General features: G+C 66.0%; 2 protein-coding genes (1 of these 2 only partly in view). Both read right to left on the bottom strand.

The window, feature by feature from the left end:
* Positions 1-20,922: a non-ribosomal peptide synthase/polyketide synthase gene (locus ACFK0J_RS22270; RefSeq protein ID WP_378742957.1), complete on the bottom strand. Its 20,922-nt coding sequence runs from the start codon at positions 20,920-20,922 to the stop codon at positions 1-3.
* On the bottom strand, positions 20,922-23,372 hold the end of the coding sequence (locus tag ACFK0J_RS22275) for an amino acid adenylation domain-containing protein (protein WP_378730241.1). 12,891 nt of this gene lie beyond the right edge of the window; only the last 2,451 of its 15,342 coding nucleotides appear in the window; its start codon lies beyond the right edge, outside the window; the stop codon is at positions 20,922-20,924. The genes ACFK0J_RS22270 and ACFK0J_RS22275 overlap by 1 nt, the downstream gene beginning before the upstream one ends.

A 23,372-nucleotide genomic window follows, 5' to 3' on the forward strand; every position in this document is an offset into this window, starting at 1 on the left:
CTACTTCGGGCCTGTATCCGCCGATTTCAAGAGATTGTCCAGCATTCGGCCGACGAGTTGCATGTTTTCCGGGCGGTCGAAGTCGCCGTGGGCACAGTTCACCTCGAGTACTTCAATGTGGCCGCTGATGTGGGGGCGCCAGGCTTGTTGGAGCTCGCTTGCGACATCGGGTGTTCGGTTGCCTTCCGCGTCCACGGTGGCGCCGAAGATCGTCATATCGCCGTCGAAGAATGGCGAGGTGTAGCCTTCCCACAGTTTGCAGTTGTTGACGAGGACTTTTGTCAGGCGCTCCACCAGTTCCTGGATGACGGGAGCGTCGAGCTGGTCTTGGAATCGGTCGACGGCCCAGGCCCGGACACCGGCCATAGCCTCGTCGTCCGTCACGTCGGAATCGGCGGCCGACCCCTGCGGCGGTTTGCTGTCTATGGCGCCGAGGAATCCGACTTCCAGTCCCCGACGCGACATTTCGGCCGCCATCGCGTGCGCGACTACGCCGCCATACGACCAGCCAAGCAGATAGTAGGGGCCCTCGCTTTGCCGGGACCGGACCCGGTCGATGTAGTCCGCCACCATCTCCGCCATGGAGCCGGCCGTCGGCCCGCCGTCCAGCCCCCGGGACTGAATGGCGAAGACCGGCCGGTCGGGCAGGTGCTTTCCGAGTTGCTGGTAGAACCAGCCGAGACCACCGCCGGGATGCAGGCACCACAACGGTTTCTGCGAACCAGAGCCTTTGAGCACCAGAACGGGATCGAAATCCGTACCCACCGCGCCACCTTCGTCGAGCCGGGTCGCCAATTGGGCGACGGTGGGGGCGTCGAATATCACCCGGACCGGGACATCGACCCCTACCACGGCCCGGATCCGGCTGGTGAGGCGGGTCGCCAACAGCGAATGTCCACCCAACGCGAAGAAGTCGTCGTCGATACCCACCCGGTCGAGCCCGAGGATTTCGGCGAACAACTCCGCCAACATCCGTTCACGCTCGGTGCGGGGCGCGCGATATTCCTTGGCAGACAACAATTCCGGGTCCGGCAATGCGCTACGATCGAGCTTTCCATTAGCCGTCAGCGGCAGGCTGTCGATGACCATTACCGTCGCGGGCACCATGAAATCCGGCAACCGCTCACCCACCCACCGTCGGACATCGGCGGCCAGCAAACTCGCCTGCGGATTATTGGCATACATCGCCGGCTCCGCCACGGGCGATGGCGCGAGGTACACATCGGTCAGCGGGCGGTGCTTCGCCGTCGCGGCGTCGAGGAAGACCGCGTCCATCCGGCCCACTTCCGCCGACCAGGTGACGGCAGTGGTGTATCCGCAGTCCTGACCCACCACGTGCAGGTCCTCCGGCAACACACCCACCCGCTCAGTGACCGTGCCGAGTACCCCTTCGAAACCGACGCCGAGCGCGTCGGTGGCGGTGCCGGGCAGCCCGGCCCGGATCCGATCGGTGGCCTCGACTTCGGCGATCAACCCGGCGTGCGGAATACCGGTGACCCGAATACCGTCACCGTGCCGGGCCCGCAGCAGACCGCGCACCCGGTCGAGGTCGGCGAATTCGACTTCCGGGAGATCGGCCACCGACAGATGTTTCGTCGGAGCCTTGTGCAGGACAACGTCATAGCGGTACCGAGTCAACTCGTTGACCGAGAACCCACGCTTGAGCTGAATATCGACGGCATCGAACCCGTTCACCTGGCGGCACACACCGGAGAAGTACTCCGGTGCCAGCAGCAGTTCCTGCTCGGCGGCAATATCCCGACGCACCCGATCGCCGACCGCCGCCGGATCCGCACCCCCGTTGCGTGCGATCTGTACCGCGGTCGTGAACTCCTCGAGCAGGCCCAGGTTGCGGATATCACCGAGGAACACCGCACCCCCGGGCGCCAAAAGCGCCGAGACCCGCTCGAGGACACGACGCAGATACCCTTCGCCCGGGAAGTACTGGACCACCGAGTTCAACACCACGGTGTCGAAGTAGTTTTCCGGCAATCCGGCGGTGTCGTCGGCGCCGCGCACGCTCATCACGACGCGGTCGACCCAGTCCTCGTTCAGCTCGTTCAACCGTTGCCGCAGCGTGGTGAGGGTCGCGGCGGAGAAGTCCGTCGCCCAATACTCGGCGCACTCCGGGGCCACCTGCGACAGCAACAAGCCCGACCCGACGCCGATCTCGAGCACGCGCCGCGGCCGCAGCTCGCGAATCCGCTCGACCGTGGCCGACCGCCATTCCCGCATCTGCTCCAGCGGAATCGCGGACCCGGTGTAGCTGCTGTTCCAACCACCGAAGTCCGCGCCGAACGGCACTCGGTCGGTGTCGCTACCCGAGTCGCTGTCGGCCTCGGCGGGCGCGGAATAGAGGTCGTCATAGACTCGCCGCCACTGCCCGACCAGCTCGTCTTCGCCCACGTCCGGTCCGGAGCGGTCGGCCACCACGTAGCCGATCAGCTGCTTGCCGCCGGTATCGGTGTCGCGCGCGACAACGACCGCCTGAGAGACCGAAGGATGTTGCGCCAGTATGTTTTCGACTTCGCCGGGCTCGACCCGGAAGCCGCGGATCTTGACCTGATCATCGACCCGGCCGACGAACTCCAGCGCTCCCGTCGAGGTCCACCGCACCACGTCACCGGTGCGATACAACCGACCACCGGCCGGATCGAACGGATCGGCCACGAACCGTATCGAAGTCAGCCCCGCCCTACCCCGATAGCCCCTCGCCAACTGGGCACCGGCGATATACAACTCGCCGGGGACCCCGACCGGAACCGGAAGCATCCCCGAATCCAGGACGAACGCCCGCATGTTGACCAGCGGACGCCCGATCGGCACCGATCCGTCTGATTCCACGTCGGCAGCGAAAGTCGTTGCGAACACCGTGGTCTCGGTCGGTCCATAACCATTGACCACTTCGACATCGGCAGACACGGCCCGCACTCGACGAGCCAAGGCCGAGGAGAGTTCGGCGCCACCGGCGATCACCTGAACCAAGCCCTGGAAAGCATTGCCGGGCAACGCTTCGGCGCGCTCCAGCACTACCGACAACAGTGCGGGCGTCGCGAACATCCTGGTCACCGACCGAGTTTCGACCAGCTCGAGCATTTCGCCCGGATCCGAACGCAACTCACGCGCCAACACCAATCCACCGCCAGCACACAACGCCGCCCACATCTCATAGGTCGACGCATCGAAAGCCATCGATGAATGCACCAGCACTCGCTCGTCCGGTCCGGTCAACCAACCCTGCGACACGTGATTGACCACGTTACGGTGCGTGATACCAACACCTTTGGGGACGCCGGTCGAGCCGGACGTGTAGATCACATACGCCAGGTTCTGCGGCCGCACCACAACCCTATCGAGGTCGACCCGTCCCGGCCCCTCAATGGTCTCCGGTGCGTCCACATACAGGCGCGGGGTGGACGTATCGGGCAACGCATCGGCGATGCCACGATCGGTCACGACAACGACCGGCGCGGCATCGGAAAGGATGAACGCCAACCGATCGGACGGATACGCCGGATCGATCGGCAAATACCCACCACCGGCTTTCAACACCGCAAGCAGCGCCACGATCAACCCCACCGACCGAGGCACCGCGACCGCGACAATGCTGTCCGGACCTACCCCGCGCGAAAGCAGGACGCGTGCAACATGATCGGCGCGCCGGTCGAGTTCCCGATACGACACCGCGGTGTCCGCGCAGACCACCGCGACCGCATCCGGCGTTCGAGCGACCTGCGCCTCGAACAACCCCACGAGGGTGCGGTCGGGGTCGATGTCGACCGTGGTGTCGTTCCACCGATGCAACACCATCTCCCGCTCGGCACTATCGAGCACATCGATCGACCGCACCGAGATACCCGGATCCGCCACGACCGACCGCAGTACGTGCACGAACCGTGCCGCGATCGCCTCGACCGTCGACCGATCGAACAATTCGGTCGCGTACTCGATGAGCCCATTCCACGGCAGGCCCGCGGGGGTATCGGCGATATTGAAGAACAGGTCGAATCGCGAGGCGGCAAGGGAAGCGTTGTAGGGCTCGAACCCGACGCCCGGCAATTTCAGATTCGCCAGGCTGTTGTTCTGGAACGCCAACGTCACCTGGAACAGCGCGTGGTGCGCTGCCGAGCGGGTCGGGTTGAGCAACTCGACCAGCAACTCGAACGGCGCGTCCTGATTCTCGTAGGCGGCCAACGCTTTCGCCCTGACCTGACCGAGGATTTCGGTGAACGCCGCCGCCGGGGCCAGCCTCGTCCGCAGCACCCAAGTATTGACGAAGAAGCCGACCAGGTCGGACAACGCCTCATCGGTGCGACCCGCGATCGGCGAACCGAGCGGAATATCCTCGCCGGCACCCAGTTTGAACAGCAACACAGCCAGTGCCGACTGCAACACCATCGACACGGTCGCGCCCTCCCGAGCCGCCAGCCGCTCGACACCGATCCGCGTATCCACGTCGATGTCGAACAGCACCATGTCGCCGCGATAGCTGGCCACTCGGGGGCGCGGCCGGTCGGTCGGCAGCCGCAACTGCTCCGGCAGATCCTCGAGTTCATGCCGCCAGTAGTCGAACTGCCGCGACAGCAGGCTGTCGGGATCTTCCGACGAACCCAGCAGTTCCCGCTGCCACAGCGTGTAATCGACATACTGCACCGGCAACGGCTCCCACACCGGTGCCCGATCGGCCAGACGTGCCGCGTACGCCACCGAAAGATCCCGCAGCAGCGGTGCCATCGACCACCCGTCACCGGCGATGTGGTGGATCAGCAACACCACGACACAGTCGTCCGTGCCGGAACGCACCACCGTGACCCGGATCGGGATCTGGCTGGACAGGTCGAATCCGTAGCGCACGGCCGCGGCCACCGCCGCGTCCACCTCGGCGGGGTCCGCGTCGGTGACGACCACGGGCGCTTCGACGGAGCCCGCGTCGAGCACCTGCTGGGCGGGCATACCGTCGGCCTCGACGAAGACGGTGCGCAGACTCTCGTGCCGCGTGATCACATCACCGATCGCCGCGCGCAATACCGGCACGTCCAACCCGCGCATCCGCACCGCGACCGGAATGTTGTAGGTCGCCGACGGTCCTTCCAACCGGTGGATGAACCACAACCGCCGCTGCGCGTACGACGTCGGAACCACGTCCGGCCTCGGCCGGACCAGAAGCGCGGGACGCACCCGCACATCGGCATCGAGCCGAGTCGCCAACTGCGCCACCGTCGGAGCATCGAAAACCGCCCGGATCGGGACCTCGACCCCGAGCGCCGCCCGAATCCGGCTGGCCAGGCGCGTGGCCAGCAACGAATGGCCACCCAATTCGAAGAAGTTGTCGTCGATACCCACCCGGTCGCGACCGAGCACCTCGCCGAACAACTCGGCCAGCACCCGTTCGTCCTCGCCGCGCGGCGCACGGTATTCCGCTGACGAGATGAACTCCGGCGTCGGCAGCGCGGCGCGATCCAGTTTTCCGCTCACGGTCAACGGCACCGCGTCGATCACCAGGACCGCGGCGGGCACCATGTACTCGGGCAACAACTCCGCGGCGAATCGGCGCACCTGTCCCGCATCGATCGCCTCGGCGCCTGTTCGGTCGGGCACCACATAGCCGACCAGCTGTTTACCGCCGGTCTCGGTGTCCTGCGCCACCACGACGGCCCGGGATACCGAAGGATGCTGGGCCAGCACGCTTTCGACTTCACCGGGTTCGATCCGGAAGCCACGGATCTTGACCTGATCGTCGACCCGGCCGAGGAACTCCAACTGCCCGGAAGTGTTCCAGCGCACCACGTCCCCGGTGCGGTACAACCGTCCCCCACCCGCCGGATCGAAGGGATCGGCCACGAACCGGGCCGCGGTCATCCCCGGGCGACCGTAGTACCCGCGCGCCGTCTGGGTACCGGCCACATACAACTCACCGGCAACCCCTACCGGCGTCGGCGCCAACCACGAATCCAGCACGAACGCGCGCACATTGGTCAAGGGTCGCCCGATCGGCACCGAACCGTTCCCCGCCGCGGCCGGATCGGCCACGCACACCGTCGCGAAAACCGTTGCCTCCGTGGGTCCGTAGCCGTTGACGACCTCGACATCGGGAGCAACGGCCCGCAACCGGCGCGCCAGCGCCGAGGACACCTCGGCGCCACCGACCACCGCCTGAGCCACTGTGCGGAAGGCATTGCCGGGCAACGCCTCGACCCGATCGAGCAGCACCGGCAAGAGCCCGGGCGTCGCGAACATCCGGGTCACCGCTCTGGTCTCGATCAGCTCGACCATTTCGGCGGGATCCGAACGCAGCTCACTGGTCAACACGAGCGCATGACCACCGCACAGCGTCGACCAGATCTCGTAGGTCGAGACATCGAACGACACCGAGGTGTGCATCAGCACGCGGTCGCCCGGCCCTGTCGACCACTGCTGGCACACCAGATTCGCCACGTTATCGTGCGTGATCGCAACGCCTTTCGGCACACCGGTCGAGCCGGACGTGTAAATCAGGTACGCCAGATTCTGCGGCCCGACTCCGGTTCGACTGTTTCGTTCTACTACCTCGACTGGTTCGAGTGTGTCGAGGTAAAGGACGGGTGTTGTCATATCGGGCAGGATGCTCGCGGTTGCGTGATCGGTCACGACTACGACCGGGACCGCGTCAGAAAGGATGAACGCCAACCGATCCGACGGATAGGCCGGGTCGATCGGCAGATACGCACCACCTGCCTTCAACACCGCCACCAACGTCACGATCAACTCCACCGACCGCGGCACCGCCACCGCGACAATACGGTCCGGGCCCACTCCCCACGCCATCAGCAGCTGTGCCAGGCGATCGGCGCGGCTGCCGAGCTCCCGATACGACACTTCGGTGTCCGCGCCGATGAGCGCGACGGCATCCGGCGTCCGGGTTACCTGAGTCTCGAACAATCCCACCAGTGTTCGACCCGGCTCGAACGACGCGGCGGTGTCGTTCCACTGACGCAACACCAGTTCGCGTTCGTCGGCGCCCAGGATATCGATCGAGCGCACCGGTACGTCCGGGTCCGAAACCACCTGCTGCAGAACGCGAACCAATCGTCCCGCCATCGCCTCGACCGAGCCCCGATCGAACGAATCGGGGCGATATTCGAAGTGCAGCGTCAGGGTGGGCGCGGTATTCGCGATGACCGTCAACGGATAGTGGGTCGGCGCGTTCGGGCGCGAGTCGCTGATCGCGATGCCGCTGGTGTTGGTGACCTCTCCGATTCCGGTGTGGTCGACCGGATAGGACTCGAACGCGATGAGGGTGTCGAACAGGACAGGCAAGCCGACGGCCTGGTGGATGTCGCTCAATCCGACGTGGTGATAGTCCAACAGGGCAGTCTGGCGCGCCTGCAAGTCGATCAGCAGGTCGGTCAGCGTGGCACGGGGGTCGAACCGCACCCGCACCGGCACGGTATTGATGAACAAGCCGACCATCGAATTCACCCCGGCGATCTCCGGAGGGCGACCCGACACGGTGGCGCCCGCCAGCACATCGTGGCTGCCCGTCGATGTGGCGAGCAGAACTCCCCACGCGCCTTGCACGATGGTGCTGAGGGTTGTTCCGAGCTCCGCCGACCGCCGGGTCAACTCCAGGGCCGTTTCCAGCGGCAACGGTACCTCGATCCGCTCCACTTCGGGCAACTCGGCGCCGTCGGTCTGGTCGGCGCCGCCCACGCTGTCGGCGAGCAGGGTTGGTTCGCGCACGCCGTCGAGTTCCCGGCGCCACGCCCGCACCCCCGCCTCGAAGTCCCGCTCCCCCAACCACTTCAAGAATTCTTTGTACTCGAACGCAGGCGGCAGCTCAGCGGTCCCGCCGTACAAACGGAACAGGTCCACCACCAGCAACGGCAACGACCACCCGTCCAACAACACGTGATGAGCCGTCAATACCAACTCCGCCCGATCCGCACCCACCCGCACCAGCATCAGCCGCAACAACGGCGGAACCGCCATATCGAAATGAGCGTCCCGATCCTCGGCCAACAACCGCTCCAGTGCCACAGTGCGGTCTTCCTCCGCCAGGTCGCCCAAATCCACGACTCGCCAAGGCAACTCCACCCCTTCCACGACAACCTGCACCGGGTCACCACGACGATCGGCAACAAATCCCACCCGCAAATTCGCGTACCGATCCAACAATCGCTGACCGGCGGACCGCATCCGCTCCGCGTCCACGCGTCCGACCAACCCGAACACGATCTGCATGTGATAGGCGTCGAAACCCGACCCCGCCAATACCTGATGGAACAACAACCCCGACTGCATCGAGGTCAACGGCCACACATCCACCAACCCCGGATACCGCCGCTCCAACACCTCGAGCTCAGCCTGATCCACCCCGCTCGACAACACATCCGACGGAGACAAACCACCCCCACCGGCCGACACATGTCCTGCCACCCCCTCGATCGCGTCGCGCCACAGGGCGGCCAATTCCTGTATCTCGTTCTCGGCCAACACTTCCACGGGCGCGGCGAATATCGCCTGCAACACCGGTCCCTCGCTGGTGTCGAGCACAATCGTATTGACATCCAGCACCGCCATCGCCGGCATCGGCGCGGACGCCGGATCCACCGGCGTGATCAACTGTCCGGCATCGACCGAGGGGGTCCAGCCAGCACCGCGCAGTCGGTGCGGCAACAAATCCGTCGAGGTGAATCGGCCGAGATAGTTGAATCCGATCTGTCCGGCCGAATACTGTCGCAGCACTTCCGCCGTCTCGGGGTTCAGATACCGCAGCATCCCGTAGCCCATGCCCTTGTCCGGTACCGCCCGCAGCTGTTCCTTCACCGACTTCACCAGCGCACCCGCGATCGGGCCACCGGCGCACAGCTCGTCCCACTCCGCTACGGCTGCGGTCAACCGCACCGGGAACATGCTGGTGAACCAGCCGACAGTCGTCGACAGATCGGCACCGGGCAGGATGTCTTCCTGGCGGCCGTGGCCCTCCAACCTGATCAACACCGATTGCTCGACGACACCCCTTTGTTCGCGCCAGCGGTTGACGGCTACTGCCAAGGCCGTCAGCAAGCCGTCCTCGACCCCACCATGGAACGCCGCGGGCAAGGTGGTCAGCAACACCTCGGTCGTCGGCACCGGAATACGCACCTGTGCGTGACCGAGCTTCGCCATGACATCGACCGCCGGATCCAGCGGCCTGCTGCCGAGCATCGGGTCGGGCCCATCGAGAACCGAACGCCACCAAGACAACTCGGCCACCCGTTCCGGCCGGGCCGCTTGTTCGACCAATCCGTGTGCCCATCGCCGCATCGAGGTACCTGTCCGCGGCAGCACCGGTGTCGCCCCGGCGGACACCTCCTGCCACGCGGTTGCCAAGTCCGGCAACAGAATCCGCCACGACACACCGTCGACCACCAGATGGTGCGCCACCACGGCCAACCAGCCCGCCCGACCGGGACCGGCATCGAGCCACACGAACTGCACCATCACCCCCGCCGCGGGAGCCAACCGCCCCACCGCGGCCCCCATCTCCGACACCACCGCCCCCGCCATGTCCTCGACCCCCGCCACCGATACCCGTGACAACAGCCCGTCCACATCGACCGCACCCACCGGCGCCACCTCGAGCCCCGGCCCGCGCTCGTCATCGACCAATCGGGCCCGCAACACATCATGACGATCGATCACCGCCGACAATGTCGCCACCAGTCCCGCCCGATCCACGTCCACCGGCAGATCCAGCACCATCGATTGCGTCGAACTGTCGAACCCGCCGCCCAACTCGCGCACGAACCGAGCCACCGGCAGCAACGGCAGCCATCCCACCGCGCCACCGGCCAGCTCCGCCAGCACCGGGCCGGCTACCTCACGGCCCGCGGCGACTGTCGCCAGCGCCCCTGCTGTCCGACATTCGAACACTTCCCGTGGTGTGACCTCCACCCCCAACTCGCGTGCCCGTGACACCACTTGAATCGAACGAATGCTGTCCCCGCCCAACTCGAAGAAGTTGTCGTCGAGCCCTACCCGATCAAGCCCGAGCACCTCGGCGAACACCGTGGCCAGGATCTGCTCCTCGGCCGAAACAGGTGCCCGGTACGCCCGCGACGAACTCAGCTCCGGATCGGGCAACGCCTGACGATCCACCTTGCCGTTGGCGGTCAACGGCATCGCATCGATCACCATCACCACCGTCGGCACCATGAAATCCGGCAGCCGCTCGGCCACGAACTCCCGAACCAGCGCCCCGTCGAGCCCGTGCTTATTCGCTGCTCGGTCATCCTCGGCCGAACCGGCCCGGTCGGCGACTACGTACCCGATCAGCTGCTTGCCGCCGGTATCGGTGTCGCGCGCGACCACCACCGCTCGGGACACCGAAGGATGCTGCGCCAGCGCGCTTTCGACCTCGCCCGGCTCGACCCGGAACCCGCGGATCTTGACCTGATCGTCGACCCGGCCGACGAACTCCAACACCCCTGCCCCAGTCCACCGCACCACGTCACCGGTGCGATACAACCGCCCCCCGGTGGGATCGAAGGGATCGGCCACGAACCGCGCCGAGGTCAACCCCGCGTTGCCCTGATATCCCCGTGCCAGCTGCGCACCGGCCACATACAACTCACCGGCGACCCCGACCGGCACCGGCCGCAGCCACGGATCCAAGACGAACGCCCGCATATTGGCCAACGGCCTGCCGATCGGCGCAGACCCTTCGGAGACCTCATCGGCGGCGAATACAGTTGCGAACACAGTGGTCTCGGTCGGACCGTAGCCATTGACCACCGCCACACCGTCGGCAATCCGCTTGACCCGGCGCACCAATGCCGAGGAAAGTTCGGCGCCACCGGCGATCACCTGGGACAGACGCTCGAACGCATTGTCGGGCAGCGTTTCCGCATGATCCAGCAACACGGCCAACAGCGCAGGCGTGGCGAACATCCGCGTCACCGAACGAGACGCGACCAACTCCAGCATCTCGGCCGGATCCGAACGCAACTCACGCGCCAACACCAACCCGCCACCGACGCACAACGCCGCCCACATCTCATAGGTCGACGCATCGAAGGCGATCGACGAATGGACCAGCACCCGTTCGTCCGGGCCGGTAAACCAACCCTGAGAGACGTGGTTCACCACGTTACGGTGCGTGATACCAACACCTTTGGGGACGCCGGTCGAGCCGGACGTGTAAATCACGTACGCCAAATTCTGCGGCCGGACCGCGCCCCGACCGTAGCGATCCACGGTGGCCGGTGTTTCGACGGGGTCGAGGTACAGGAGTGGCGTTGTGGTGTCGGGCAGAATGCTCGCGGTAGCGTGATCGGTCACCACAGCCACCGGCTCGGCATCGGAAAGTATGAACGCCAACCGATCCGAGGGATAGGCCGGATCGATCGGCAGATATGCGCCTCCGGCTTTCCACACCGCCAACAGCGTGACGATCAACTCCACCGACCGAGGCAGCGCGACCGCGACAATGCTGTCCGGTCCCACCCCACGCGAATCCAGAACGTGCGCAAGCCGATCGGCTCGGCTGTCGAGTTCCCGATACGACACTTCGAAGCCCGTGCCGCTCAGGGCGACCGCCTCCGGTGCCTGCGCGACCTGAGCCTCGAACAGCCCGATGACGGTGGTGTCGGGGACTTCGACCGCGGTGTCGTTCCAACGATGCAACACCAGCTCGCGTTCGTCGGCGCCCAGGATATCGATCGAGGCCACCGGCACGTCCGGGTCCACGACCACCTGCTGCAGGATCCGCGTCAACCGGCCCGCCATCGCCTCGACCGCGGCCCGATCGAACTCGCCCGTGCGGTAATCCAGATACAGCGTCAAAGTGGGTGCGGCGCCGGCGATGACCGTCAACGGGTAATGCGTCACCGAGTCCGGGCGCAGGTCGCGGATGGTGATACCGCTGGCGTCGGTCGCCGCCTCGATGCCGGCGTGGTCGACCGGATAGGACTCGAAAGCGATGAGGGTGTCGAACAGTACATGCAAGCCGACGGCCTGGTGGATGTCGCTCAATCCGACGTGGTGATAGTCCAACAGGGCAGTCTGGCGCGCCTGCAAGTCGGTGAGCAGATCGGCAAGTGTGTCGCGGTGGCCGAACCGCACCCGCACGGGCACGGTATTGATGAACAGACCGACCATCGCATCCACCCCGGCGATCTCCGGGGGCCGACCCGATACCGTGGCGCCGACGATGACGTCATGGCGTCCGGTCGCCGCGGCGAGCAGGATGCCCCACGCGGCCTGGACGACCGTGTTCACGGTGACGCCGAGTTCGCCTGCCCGCCTGTTCAATGCCGAACCGATTTCGGCGGTCAGCGGTACGCCGACCCGCTGGACCTCGGCCGCGGCATCCTCGGTGCCGTGCACCCTGCTCGCGAGCAGTGTGGGTTCCTGCACGCCGTCGAGTTCCCGGCGCCATGCCCGCACACCCGCCTCGGCATCCTGACCCGCCAACCACTTCAAGAATTCCTTGAAGGCGGGCGGTTTCGGCAATTGCCGGTCGGCACCGTAGGAACCGTAGAGTCGCAACAGATCTCGGATCAGCAGCGGCAGCGACCAACCGTCCATCAAGACGTGATGGGCAGTCATGACCAACTCCGAACGCCGTTCGCTCATCAGCACGAGAGTGCATCGCAGCAACGGCGGAACGGCCATATCGAAATGCGCGAGCTGGTCTTCGGCGAGCAGTCGGTCCAACGCCACATCGCGATCGGCCTGGTCGAGATCACGCAAATCCACCACACGCCAGGGCAATTCGACGGCGTTCAGGACGATCTGGACCGGCTGACCGTGCGAGCCCGCGGCAAAGCCCACCCGGAGATTCGGATACCGATCCAGCAATCCCTGACCCGCCGCACGCATCCGTCCCGGATCCACCGGTCCGGCAAGCCCGAACACCACCCGCATGTGATAGGCATCGAAGCCCGAGCCCGCCAACGCCTGATGGAACAACAACCCGGACTGCATCGGCGTCAACGACCAGACATCCACCAAGCCCGGGTACCGCGCTTCCAATACCTCGATCTCGTGTTGCGCCAACTGAACCAATGGCACGTCCGACGGCGTCAACCCGCCCGCACCCGACGTCCCGGTGTGCTGAGCCAGCCCCGTCAGCGCCCTGAGCCACAGTTCGGCCAGGTGCTCCGTCTCGGACTTTTCGAGCACTCCCGCGGGTGCCGCGAACACCGCTTGCAGTACCGGGCCCGCACTGGTGTCGACGACCAAGGTGTTGACATCCAGCACCGCCAGCGCCGCCAGCGCAGGGTCGGGGGGCGCACTGAATGCCGCGCTATCCGCCGTCGGGGTCCACCCGGCTCCCTGCAATCGTTGCGGCAGAAGATCGGTGGAGTCGAACCGTCCGAGGTAGTTGAATCCGATCTGACCGGTCGAATACTGTTGCAGCACAGCGGCGGTCTCGGGATTCAGGTACCGCAACAAGCCGTACCCGATCCCCTTGTCCGGTGTCGCACGCAATTGTTCCTTGATCGCCTTCAGCAAGATGCCCGCCGCCGGACCGCCCACACAGAGTTCGTCCCACTCCGCCGCGGCCGCGTTCAGTCGCACCGGGAACATACTGGTGAACCAGCCGACCGTACTGGACAGGTCGGCACCGGGAACCGTCTCTTCTTCGCGGCCGTGGCCTTCCAACCGGATCAGCACTTCGGACACGTCGTCACCCTCGGCCCGGCCCTGGGCGGCCCGCCAGTGGCTTATCGCCGCTGCCAACGCGGCCAACAGCCCGTCCTCGACCCCGCTGTGGAATACCGCGGGCAGCGTGGTCGACAAGGCCTCGGTCACCGCCACCGGAAGCTGGACACTCACGTGCTCCACGGTCGCCATCACGTCGACTTCCGGATCCAACGGCCGGGCACCCATCATCGGGTCCGGGCCGTCCAGCACCGAACGCCACCAAGACAACTGCTCCACCAGCTGCGGCTCGGCAGCGCGCTCGACCAACCCGTGCGCCCAGCGCCGCAGCGAGGTCCCCGTCCTCGGCAACTCGGGTGTCGATCCCGCCGACACCATCTGCCAGGCGGCTGCCAAGTCCGGCAGCAAGATCCGCCACGACACACCATCCACCACCAGGTGATGCGCCACGATCGACAACTGGCCGGACTGCTCGGGTCCCGTATCGAACCACACGAACTGCACCATCACCCCGGTCGACGGCGACAACCTGCGTACGGCCGCGCCGACGTGCTCGGTGATCACCTCGGCGCGCTCACCACTCCCGTCCGCTGAATGCTGTTCGGGGACAGCCATCTCGACGCGGTGCAACAACCGGTCCACATCCACCGAACCCACCGGCGCCACCTCTAGGCCCGGCCCGCGCTCGTCATCGAGCAACCGCGATCGCAATACATCATGACGATCGATCACCGCCGACAACGTAGCCAGCAACCCGGCTCGATCGATACCCAGCGGCAGGTCCAGCAGCATCGACTGGGTAAAGCCGTCGAACCCCGCACCCAGCCCCCGCACGAATCGAGCCGCGGGCAACAACGGCATCCACCCCACCCCAGCACCGGGCAGCTCACTCAACACCGGACCGGTCACACCACGACCGCGGGCTATCGCGGCCAGCGCCGCCGCGGTCTGATGCTCGAACACCTCGCGCGGACTGACCTCCACCCCGGACTCGCGCGCCCGCGACACCACCTGGATCGAGCGAATACTGTCTCCGCCCAATTCGAAGAAGCTGTCATCCACCCCTACCCGATCCAACCCCAAGACCTCGGCGAACACCCTCGTCAGGAGTTGCTCCTCGGTGGTGCGCGGCGCCCGGTACCGCGTCGTAGCGGTGAACTCGGGATCCGGCAGGGCGGCACGGTCGAGCTTCCCGTTCTGGGTCAACGGCACCGAGTCGATCACCATCACCACCGCGGGCACCATGAACTCCGGCAAGCGCGCGGACGCGAATTCGCGCACCGCGGCGCCGTCGAGTTCGGCTTCGATCGGCCCGGATCGGTCGGCGACCACATATCCCACCAACTGCTTGCCACCGTCGGTGCCGCGTGCCACCACCACCGCTCGTGCTACCGAAGGATGTTGAGCCAGCACGCTTTCCACCTCGCCGGGCTCGACCCGGAAGCCGCGGATCTTGACCTGTTCATCGACCCGACCAGCGAACTCCAATTGCCCGGAGTTGTTCCAGCGCACCACATCACCGGTGCGATACAACCGACCACCGGTCCGGTCGAACGGGTCCGCCACGAACCGTGCTGCGGTCAGCCCTGCTCGTCCGTGATAACCACGCGCCAAATGCGCTCCGGCCACATACAACTCGCCCGTGACTCCCACCGGCACCGGCGCCAACCACGAATCCAGCACGAACACCCGGACATTGCCCAACGGGCGCCCGATCGGGATGACACCATCGACCTCGCCCGCAGCCTCGCGTTCGGTCACACAGACCGTCGTCTCTGTGGGCCCGTAACTGTTGATGACCTGCACATCGGCGTTTATCGCATGTAACTTCCGAACGACACCCGCCGCCAACTCGGCACCGCCGACGATGAGCCGTTGCAGCGTCCGCAAGGGTTCACCGGGCATCGACTCGACATAGTCCACCAAGGCGGACAGCAGTGGTGGTGTCGCGATCATCTTGGTCACCGACCGTGCCTCGACCAACCGCGTGATCTCCGCGAGGTCCGAACGCAGCTCCTCGGCAACAACCAATGCCGCGCCACCGAGCAGCGCGGGCCAGATCTCATAGGTAGAGGCATCGAAGGCCAGGGAGTGGTGCATCAGCGACCGATCCCCAGCACCTACCGGACGCACCTGGGAAACCAGGTTCAGCACGTTGCCGTGCGTGATGGCAACCCCTTTGGGCACCCCTGTCGAACCGGACGTGTAAGTCATATACGCCAGGTTCCGCGGTCCCACCGTGCCTACCCGATCCCGATCGGTGCGGCCCGGCCCGGTCGCGGCGAGGTCGAGGGTGTCCAGGTAGAGGTGCGGCGTCGAGCTCGACGGCAGCAGGTCCGCGGTAGCGGAATCGGTGACGACAACAAACGGTGCGGCGTCGGTGAGGACGAACGCCAACCGATCAGCGGGATACGCCGGATCGATCGGCAGATAGCCACCTCCGGCCTTCAACACACCGAGCAACGCGACAACCAACTCCACCGACCGGGGCAACGCCACCGCGACGATGCTGTCGGGGCTCATCCCGCGTGAAATCAGTTCGCGCGCAAGATTGTCGGCGCGGATATCGAGCTCCCGATACGACATCTCGGTAGCCCCGCAGATGACCGCGAGCGCGTCCGGAGTCGCGTCGACCTGTGCCTCGAACAGCCCGGTGATCGTACGGCCCGCAACTTCCGCGGTGGTGTCGTTCCACCGTTGCAGGACCAGTTGACGTTCGTCGGTATCGAGGGCATCGACCGACCCCACCGGCAGATTCGGGTTCGCCACCACCTGCCGCAGTATGCGCACCAACCGCGCCGCCATCGCCTCGATCGTGGGCCGGTCGAACAAATCGGTCGCGTACTCGACGAGTCCGGTCCACTGCTCACCGGCTGGCGCGTCGGCGATGTTGAAGGACAAGTCGAACCGCGAGGTAGCGGTGAACGCGGAATAGGGCTCGATCCGCACCCCGGACAATTCGAGGGTGGGCAGGGCGTTGTTCTGAAATGCCAACGACACCTGGAACAACGGATGATGGGCGGCCGAGCGGGCCGGTTTGAGCAACTCGACCAGCAACTCGAACGGCGCGTCCTGGTTTTCGTACGCGGCCAGCGCTTTCGCCCTGACCTGACCGAGAATCTCGGTGAACGACGCCGCGGGAACCACGGCTGCCCGCAACACCAAGGTGTTGACAAAGAACCCGACCAGCTCGGCCAGGGCGTCGTCGGTGCGACCGGCGATCGGTGTTCCGATCGGTATATCCTCCCCGGCACCGTGTTTGAACAGCAACACCGCCAACGCCGACTGCAGCACCATCGACACCGTCGCGCCCTCGCGGCGCGCCAAATGTTCCACCGCGGTACGGATCTCCGGATCGATGCCGAACGTCACCACATCGCCGCGGTAGCTGGGCACGCGCGGCCGGGGCCGATCGGTCGGCAGCGGCAATTCCTCGGGCAGACCGGCGAGTTCACCGCGCCAGTACTCGAACTGCTGCGACAGCAGGCTGTCCGGATCGGTCGGCGAGCCCAGCAGTTCCTGCTGCCACAACGTGTAATCCACGTATTGGACCGGCAACGGCTCCCACTGCGGCGCCCGCCCTTCCCGACGCGCCGCGTACGCCATCGACAGATCCCGCAGCAAGGGCGCCGCGGACCAGCCGTCAGCGGCAATGTGATGAATCAGCAACACGACAACACACTCGTCTGCGCCGCAACGCACCACCGTGGCCCGGAGTGGGATCTGAATCGACAGGTCGAACCCATATCGCACCGCAGCGCTCACCGCGGCGTCCACGTCGCCGGGCTCCGGCTCGGTCACCGTGACCGGCACCTCGATACCGTCGGCGTCGACCACCCGCTGGGACGGCACCCCGTCGGTTTCCACGAAGATCGTGCGCAGACTCTCGTGCCGGGCGACGACATCACCGATCGCGGCGGCCAACACCGACACATCCATCCCGTGCAACCGCGCCGCCACCGGGATGTTGTAGTTGGCGGACGGCCCCTCCAGCCGGTGAATGAACCACAACCGCCGCTGCGCGAACGACAACGGAAGCACGGCCGGGCGCTGCCGCGCCGACAGCACCGGACGCAGCCGGGTGCGGTCGCCGAGCCGAATCGCCAACTGCGCCACTGTCGGCGCATCGAAGATCGTCCGGATCGGGACCTCGACGCCGAGCACCACCCGGATCCGGCTGGCCAGGCGGGTCGCCAGCAACGAGTGACCACCCAGCGCGAAGAAGCTGTCGTCGATGCCGACGCGATCGTGACCGAGGACCTCGGCGAACAACTCGGTCAGCATTTGTTCCTGGATGCTGCCCGGTGCCCGATACCGCACCGAGGACCTCAGCTCCGGAACCGGCAACGCCGCACGATCCAATTTTCCGTTGGCGGTCAACGGCACGGCGTCGATGACCATCACCACCGACGGCACCATGAAATCCGGCAGCCGCTCCGCGGCGAAGCGACGGACCTCCGCACCGTCGAGCTGCTTCGCCGCCACCCGGTCGGCGCCACCCCGGTGCCCATTCAGTCGCCCGTGCCCGTTGCCCTCGATCGAACCGGTTCGGTCGCCGACCACGTACCCGATCAGCTGCTTGTCGCCGGTACCGGTGTCGTGGGCCGAAACCACCGCTCGGGACACCGAGGGGTGTTGCGCCAGAACCGTTTCGACCTCCCCGGGTTCGACTCGGAAGCCGCGGATCTTGACCTGATCATCGACCCGGCCAGCGAACTCCAATTGGCCGGAGTTGTTCCAGCGCACCACATCACCGGTGCGATACAACCGGCCACCACCGGTCCGGTCGTATGGGTCCGCCACGAACCGTGCTGCGGTCAGCCCTGCTCGTCCGTGATAGCCACGTGCCAACTGAGCACCGGCCACATACAACTCCCCCGCGACACCCACCGGAACCGGTGCCAACCACGAATCCAGCACGAACACTCGGGTATTGGCCACCGGGATACCGATCGGAACCACCGCGCCCGTCGGGTCGTCGGGGACGGTGTAAGCCGTCACATCGACCGTAGCCTCGGTGGGACCGTAAAGGTTGTGGACCCGAATGTCTCCCCAGTTGGCCCGCATTGCCTGCACCAGCCCGGCGGTGAGCGAGTCGGCCCCGGTGTGCACCTCCGTCAAGCTCTGGAAAGGGTTGTCGGACAGGTATTCGGCGTGCTCGAGCAATGCCGAGAGCAACGGCGGTGTCGCGAACATCTTCGTCACCGATCGGGTCTCGGTCAGCCGGGTGATCTCCGCCAGATCCGAACGCCGCTCACCGGCCACCACCAAGGCCGCGCCACCACACAGCGCGGGCCAGATCTCGTAGGTCGAGGCGTCGAACGCGATCGACGAATGCACCAGCACCCGGTCGTCGACACCTGCCGACCACGCCTGCGCGACCAGATTCACCACGTTACGGTGGGTGATGCCAACACCTTTCGGCACACCGGTGGAGCCGGACGTGTAGATCACATACGCCAAATTCTGCGGACGCACCGGGCGGACTCGATCTCCGCCGATCCGGTCCTCCACCGCGGCGGCGGCGTCGAAGTAGAGGTGCGGTGTTGTGTTGTGCGGCAACGTGTCCGCGGTGGCGTGGTCGGTCACGACAACAACCGGCGCGGCGTCGGTGAGCACGAACGCCAGCCGGTCCGAGGGATAGCCCGGATCGATCGGCAGATACCCACCGCCGGCTTTCAGCACACCCAACAACGCCACGATCAACTCCACCGACCGAGGCAACGCCACCGCGACGAGGCTGTCCGGCCCCACCCCGCGCGAAACCAGCTGGCGCGCGAGCTGGTCCGCGCGGACATCGAGTTCCCGATAGCTCAGCCGCACCGCACCACAAACCACCGCGACCGCATCCGGCGTCCGGGCGACCTGCGCTTCGAACAATGCGACCACGGTGCCGTCCGGGTCCACCGGGACGGCGGTGTCGTTCCATCGGTGCAGCACCAGGTCGCGTTCCTCGACATCGAGGACGTCGACGGACCCCACCGGCAGACTCGGGTTCGCCACCACCTGCCGCAGTATGCGCACCAACCGCGCCGCCATCGCCTCGATGGTGGACCGATCGAACAGATCGGTGGCGTATTCGACATGCATGTCCCACCCGGCAGGTCCGCCGTTGGTCCGCGCGCCGGCATCGCCGATGTTGAAGGTCAGATCGAACCGCGAAGTCAGCGCGGGAAGGGCATACGGTTCGAACCCGACCCCCGACAAATCCAGGGCGGCGGCGGTGTTGTTCTGGAAGCTCAGCAGAACCTGGAACAGCGGATGGTGTGCCGCCGAGCGGGCCGGATTGAGCATCTCCACCAGCAGCTCGAACGGGAGATCCTGATTCTCGTAGGCCGCCAACGCTTTCGCTTTGACCTGGCCCAGAATCTCGGTGAACGACGCCACCGGGTGCACCTGCGTCCGCAACACCCACGTGTTGACGAAGAACCCCACCAATTCGTTCAGCGCGTCATCGGTCCGACCGGCGATCGGCGAGCCGATCGGAACATCCTCGCCCGCACCGAGTTTGAACAACAACACGGCCAGCGCGGACTGGAACACCATCGACACCGTCGCGCCGGCCCGACTCGCCAACTCCTCGAGTTCTCCCCTGGTTTTCGCATCGATGCCGAAAACCAGCATGTCCCCGCGATAGCTCGCCACCCGCGGTCGCGGCCGGTCGGTCGGCAGTCGCAACTGCTCCGGCAGGCCCTCGAGCTCACGACGCCAATAGTCGAACTGCTGGGACAGGACACTGTCCGGATCCTCCGGTGAACCCAGCAGTTCCTGCTGCCACAGCGTGTAGTCCACGTATTGGACCGGCAACGAATCCCACCCCGGCGCCCGCCCTTGCCGACGAGCCGCGTAGGCCTCCGACAGATCCCGCAGCAACGGCGTCATCGACCAGCCGTCGCCGGCGATGTGGTGGATCAACAACACCACCACGCACTCGTCGACACCACAGCGGAAAACGTTGGCGCGGATCGGAATTTCGGCGGCCAGGTCGAACTCGTACCGCGCCGCCTCGGTGACCGCCGTAGCCAACTCGGCGGGGCCGACCTCGGTGATGATCACCGGCACCTCGGCCTCGTCCGCATCGAGTACCTGCTGGCCGGGCACACCGTCGGCTTCGACGAAGATCGTGCGCAGACTCTCGTGCCGGGCCACCACATCACCGATCGCCGCCGCGAAAGCCTGCGCATCGAACACACCACGCAATCGGACCGTCAACGGCATGTTGTAGGTCGCCGATGGTCCCTCCAACCGGTGGATGAACCACAACCGGCGCTGCGCGAACGACAACGGAATCATCACAGACCTACCTCTCGATTCATCCTGCGCAGCGCCGGTCTGCGAGATGGCGCCAGTTCGGGCCATCTGCGAGCGAGTTCGGCGACGGTCGCGGCGTCGAATATCACGCGGATCGGGACCTCGACGCCGAGCACCGCCCGGATCCGACTGGCCAGGCGCGTTGCCAGCAAGGAATGACCACCCAACGCGAAGAAACTGTCGTCCACCCCCACCCGGTCGAGTCCGAGGATCTCGGCGAACAATCCGGCAAGCACCCGTTCCCGCTCGCTGCTCGGCGCCCGATATTCCGCCGCGGCGGCGAACTCCGGGTCCGGCAACGCGGCCCGATCGAGCTTGCCGTTCGCGGTCAACGGCACACTGTCGAGCACCATCACCACCGACGGCACCATGAAGTCCGGCAACCGCTCGGCCGCCAGATCCCGCACGGCGGCAGGGAGAAGCGTGTCTTGGGGGTTGCTGGCGTACGCGGCCGGATCACCCACCACTGTCGGCGGCAGATAGACGTCGGTCAGTGGCCGGTTCTGTGCTGTCGAGTTGTCGATGAACACCGCATCCATCCGATCCGGCCGCGCCGACCAGGTGACCGCGGTGGTGTATCCCAGTCGCCGACCGAGCACGTGCAAGTCCTCGGGCAGCAATCCGGCACCCATTCGAGCAGCGGGATCGCCGAGTATTCCTTCGAAAGCCGCCGCGTGCGGATCGGTTCGCGCACCGGCCGGGACGGGGTGACCCGTCCGGATCCGGTTCGTCGCCTCGATTTGGCCGACCAGTCCGGCGTGCGGAATCCCGGTGACCCGAATACCGTCCGGGTGTCGATCCCCCAGCAGCGTGCGCAACCAATCGTGGTCGCGGAACGACACTTTCGGCACTTCGGCTACGGACAGTGCTTTTGTGGGCGTTTTGCGCAGCACCACGTCGTATCGGTAGCGGGTCAACTCGTTGACCGAATAGCCGCGTTTGAGCTCGATATCCACGGTGTCGTAGTCGGTCTCGCGGCACAGGGCGTGGAAGTATTCGGGCGCGACCAACAGTTCTTGTTCGGCGAAGACGGTGCGGCGCACGCGTTCCCGGATGGCCGCCGGGTCGTCACCGTCGTTGCGGGCGATCTGCACGGCCGTGGCGAACTCTTCCAGCAGACCCAGATTCCGGACGTCACCGACGAATATCGCCCCACCGGGAGCCAGCAGTCCGAGCACCTGCTCGAGAACTCGGCGCAGATACCGTTCGCCGGGGAAGTACTGGACCACCGAGTTCAGTACCACCGTGTCGAAATAGTCTTCCGGCAATCCGGCGATGTCTTCGGCAGACCGGACACTCAGCGAGACGCGCTCGGTCCACCGCGCGTCGAGCTCGTCCAACTGTTGTCGCAGCGTACTGATGGTCGCGGCGGAGAAGTCCGACGCCCAGTATTCGGCACAGTCGGGTGCCAACTGGGACAACAACAAACCCGATCCGACGCCGATCTCCAGCACTCGCTGCGGAGCCAGGCCGCGGATGCGCTGCACCGTGGTCTCGCGCCATTCGCGCATCTGCTGCACCGGAATCGACGTCCCGGTATAGCTGCTGTTCCAGCCGCCGAAATCCATCCCGAATGCGGCGGTGGCGCGGCCGCGACCCGCGCCGTCGTCCCCGTTTCTGGCAATGCGCGCGCCGTTGCGGGGAGTGTCAGCGCTCTTCCCTGCCGCGCCGTACAGGTCGTCATAGACGCGACGCCACTGAGCGACCAGTTCCTGCTCGGCGGCGGCCGGCCCGGACCGGTCCGGCACCACATACCCGACCAACTGCTGACCACCGGTGCTGGAGTCGCGCACGACCACCACTGCTCGGGACACCGAAGGATGTTGCACCAGAACGGTTTCGACTTCGCCGGGTTCGACCCGGAAGCCGCGGATCTTGACCTGATCATCCACCCGGCCGACGAACTCCAGCTGTCCGGACTTGTTCCAGCGCACCGCATCACCGGTGCGATACAACCGGCCACCACCAGTCCGGTCGAACGGGTCGGCGACGAACCGGGCCGCGGTCAACCCCGCACGCCCGTGATAACCCCGCGCCAACTGGGCACCGGCCACGTACAGCTCGCCCGGGACCCCCACCGGAACCGGCGCCAACCACGAATCCAACACGAACACTCGCACATTCCCGGACGGGCGGCCGATCGGAACCGCGCCCTCGATATCCTCCAGGGTGTCGTAATCGGTCACACAAGCCGTGGTTTCGGTGGGGCCGTAGCCGTTCATCACCTGTACGGCAACGTATTTCGCGTTCAGTTTGTGCACAACGGCCGCTGTCAGCTCGGCGCCGCCGACGATCACCCGCCGCAAACTCCGCAGCGGGGCGCCGGGCGCGTTCTCCACATGATCGACCAACGCCGACAGCAACGGTGGTGTCGCAAACATCTTCGTGACCGACCAGGTCTCCACCAACCCGGTGATCTCCGCCAGATCCGA

This window comes from Nocardia brasiliensis (assembly GCF_042691675.1).
GTDB lineage: Bacteria > Actinomycetota > Actinomycetes > Mycobacteriales > Mycobacteriaceae > Nocardia > Nocardia brasiliensis_D.

What these genes read in the sequence shown, in the direction of transcription:
- ACFK0J_RS22270 (WP_378742957.1), bottom strand. Translation starts at nt 20,922, where the DNA reads ATGATTCCGTTGTCGTTCGCGCAGCGCCGGTTGTGGTTCATCCACCGG.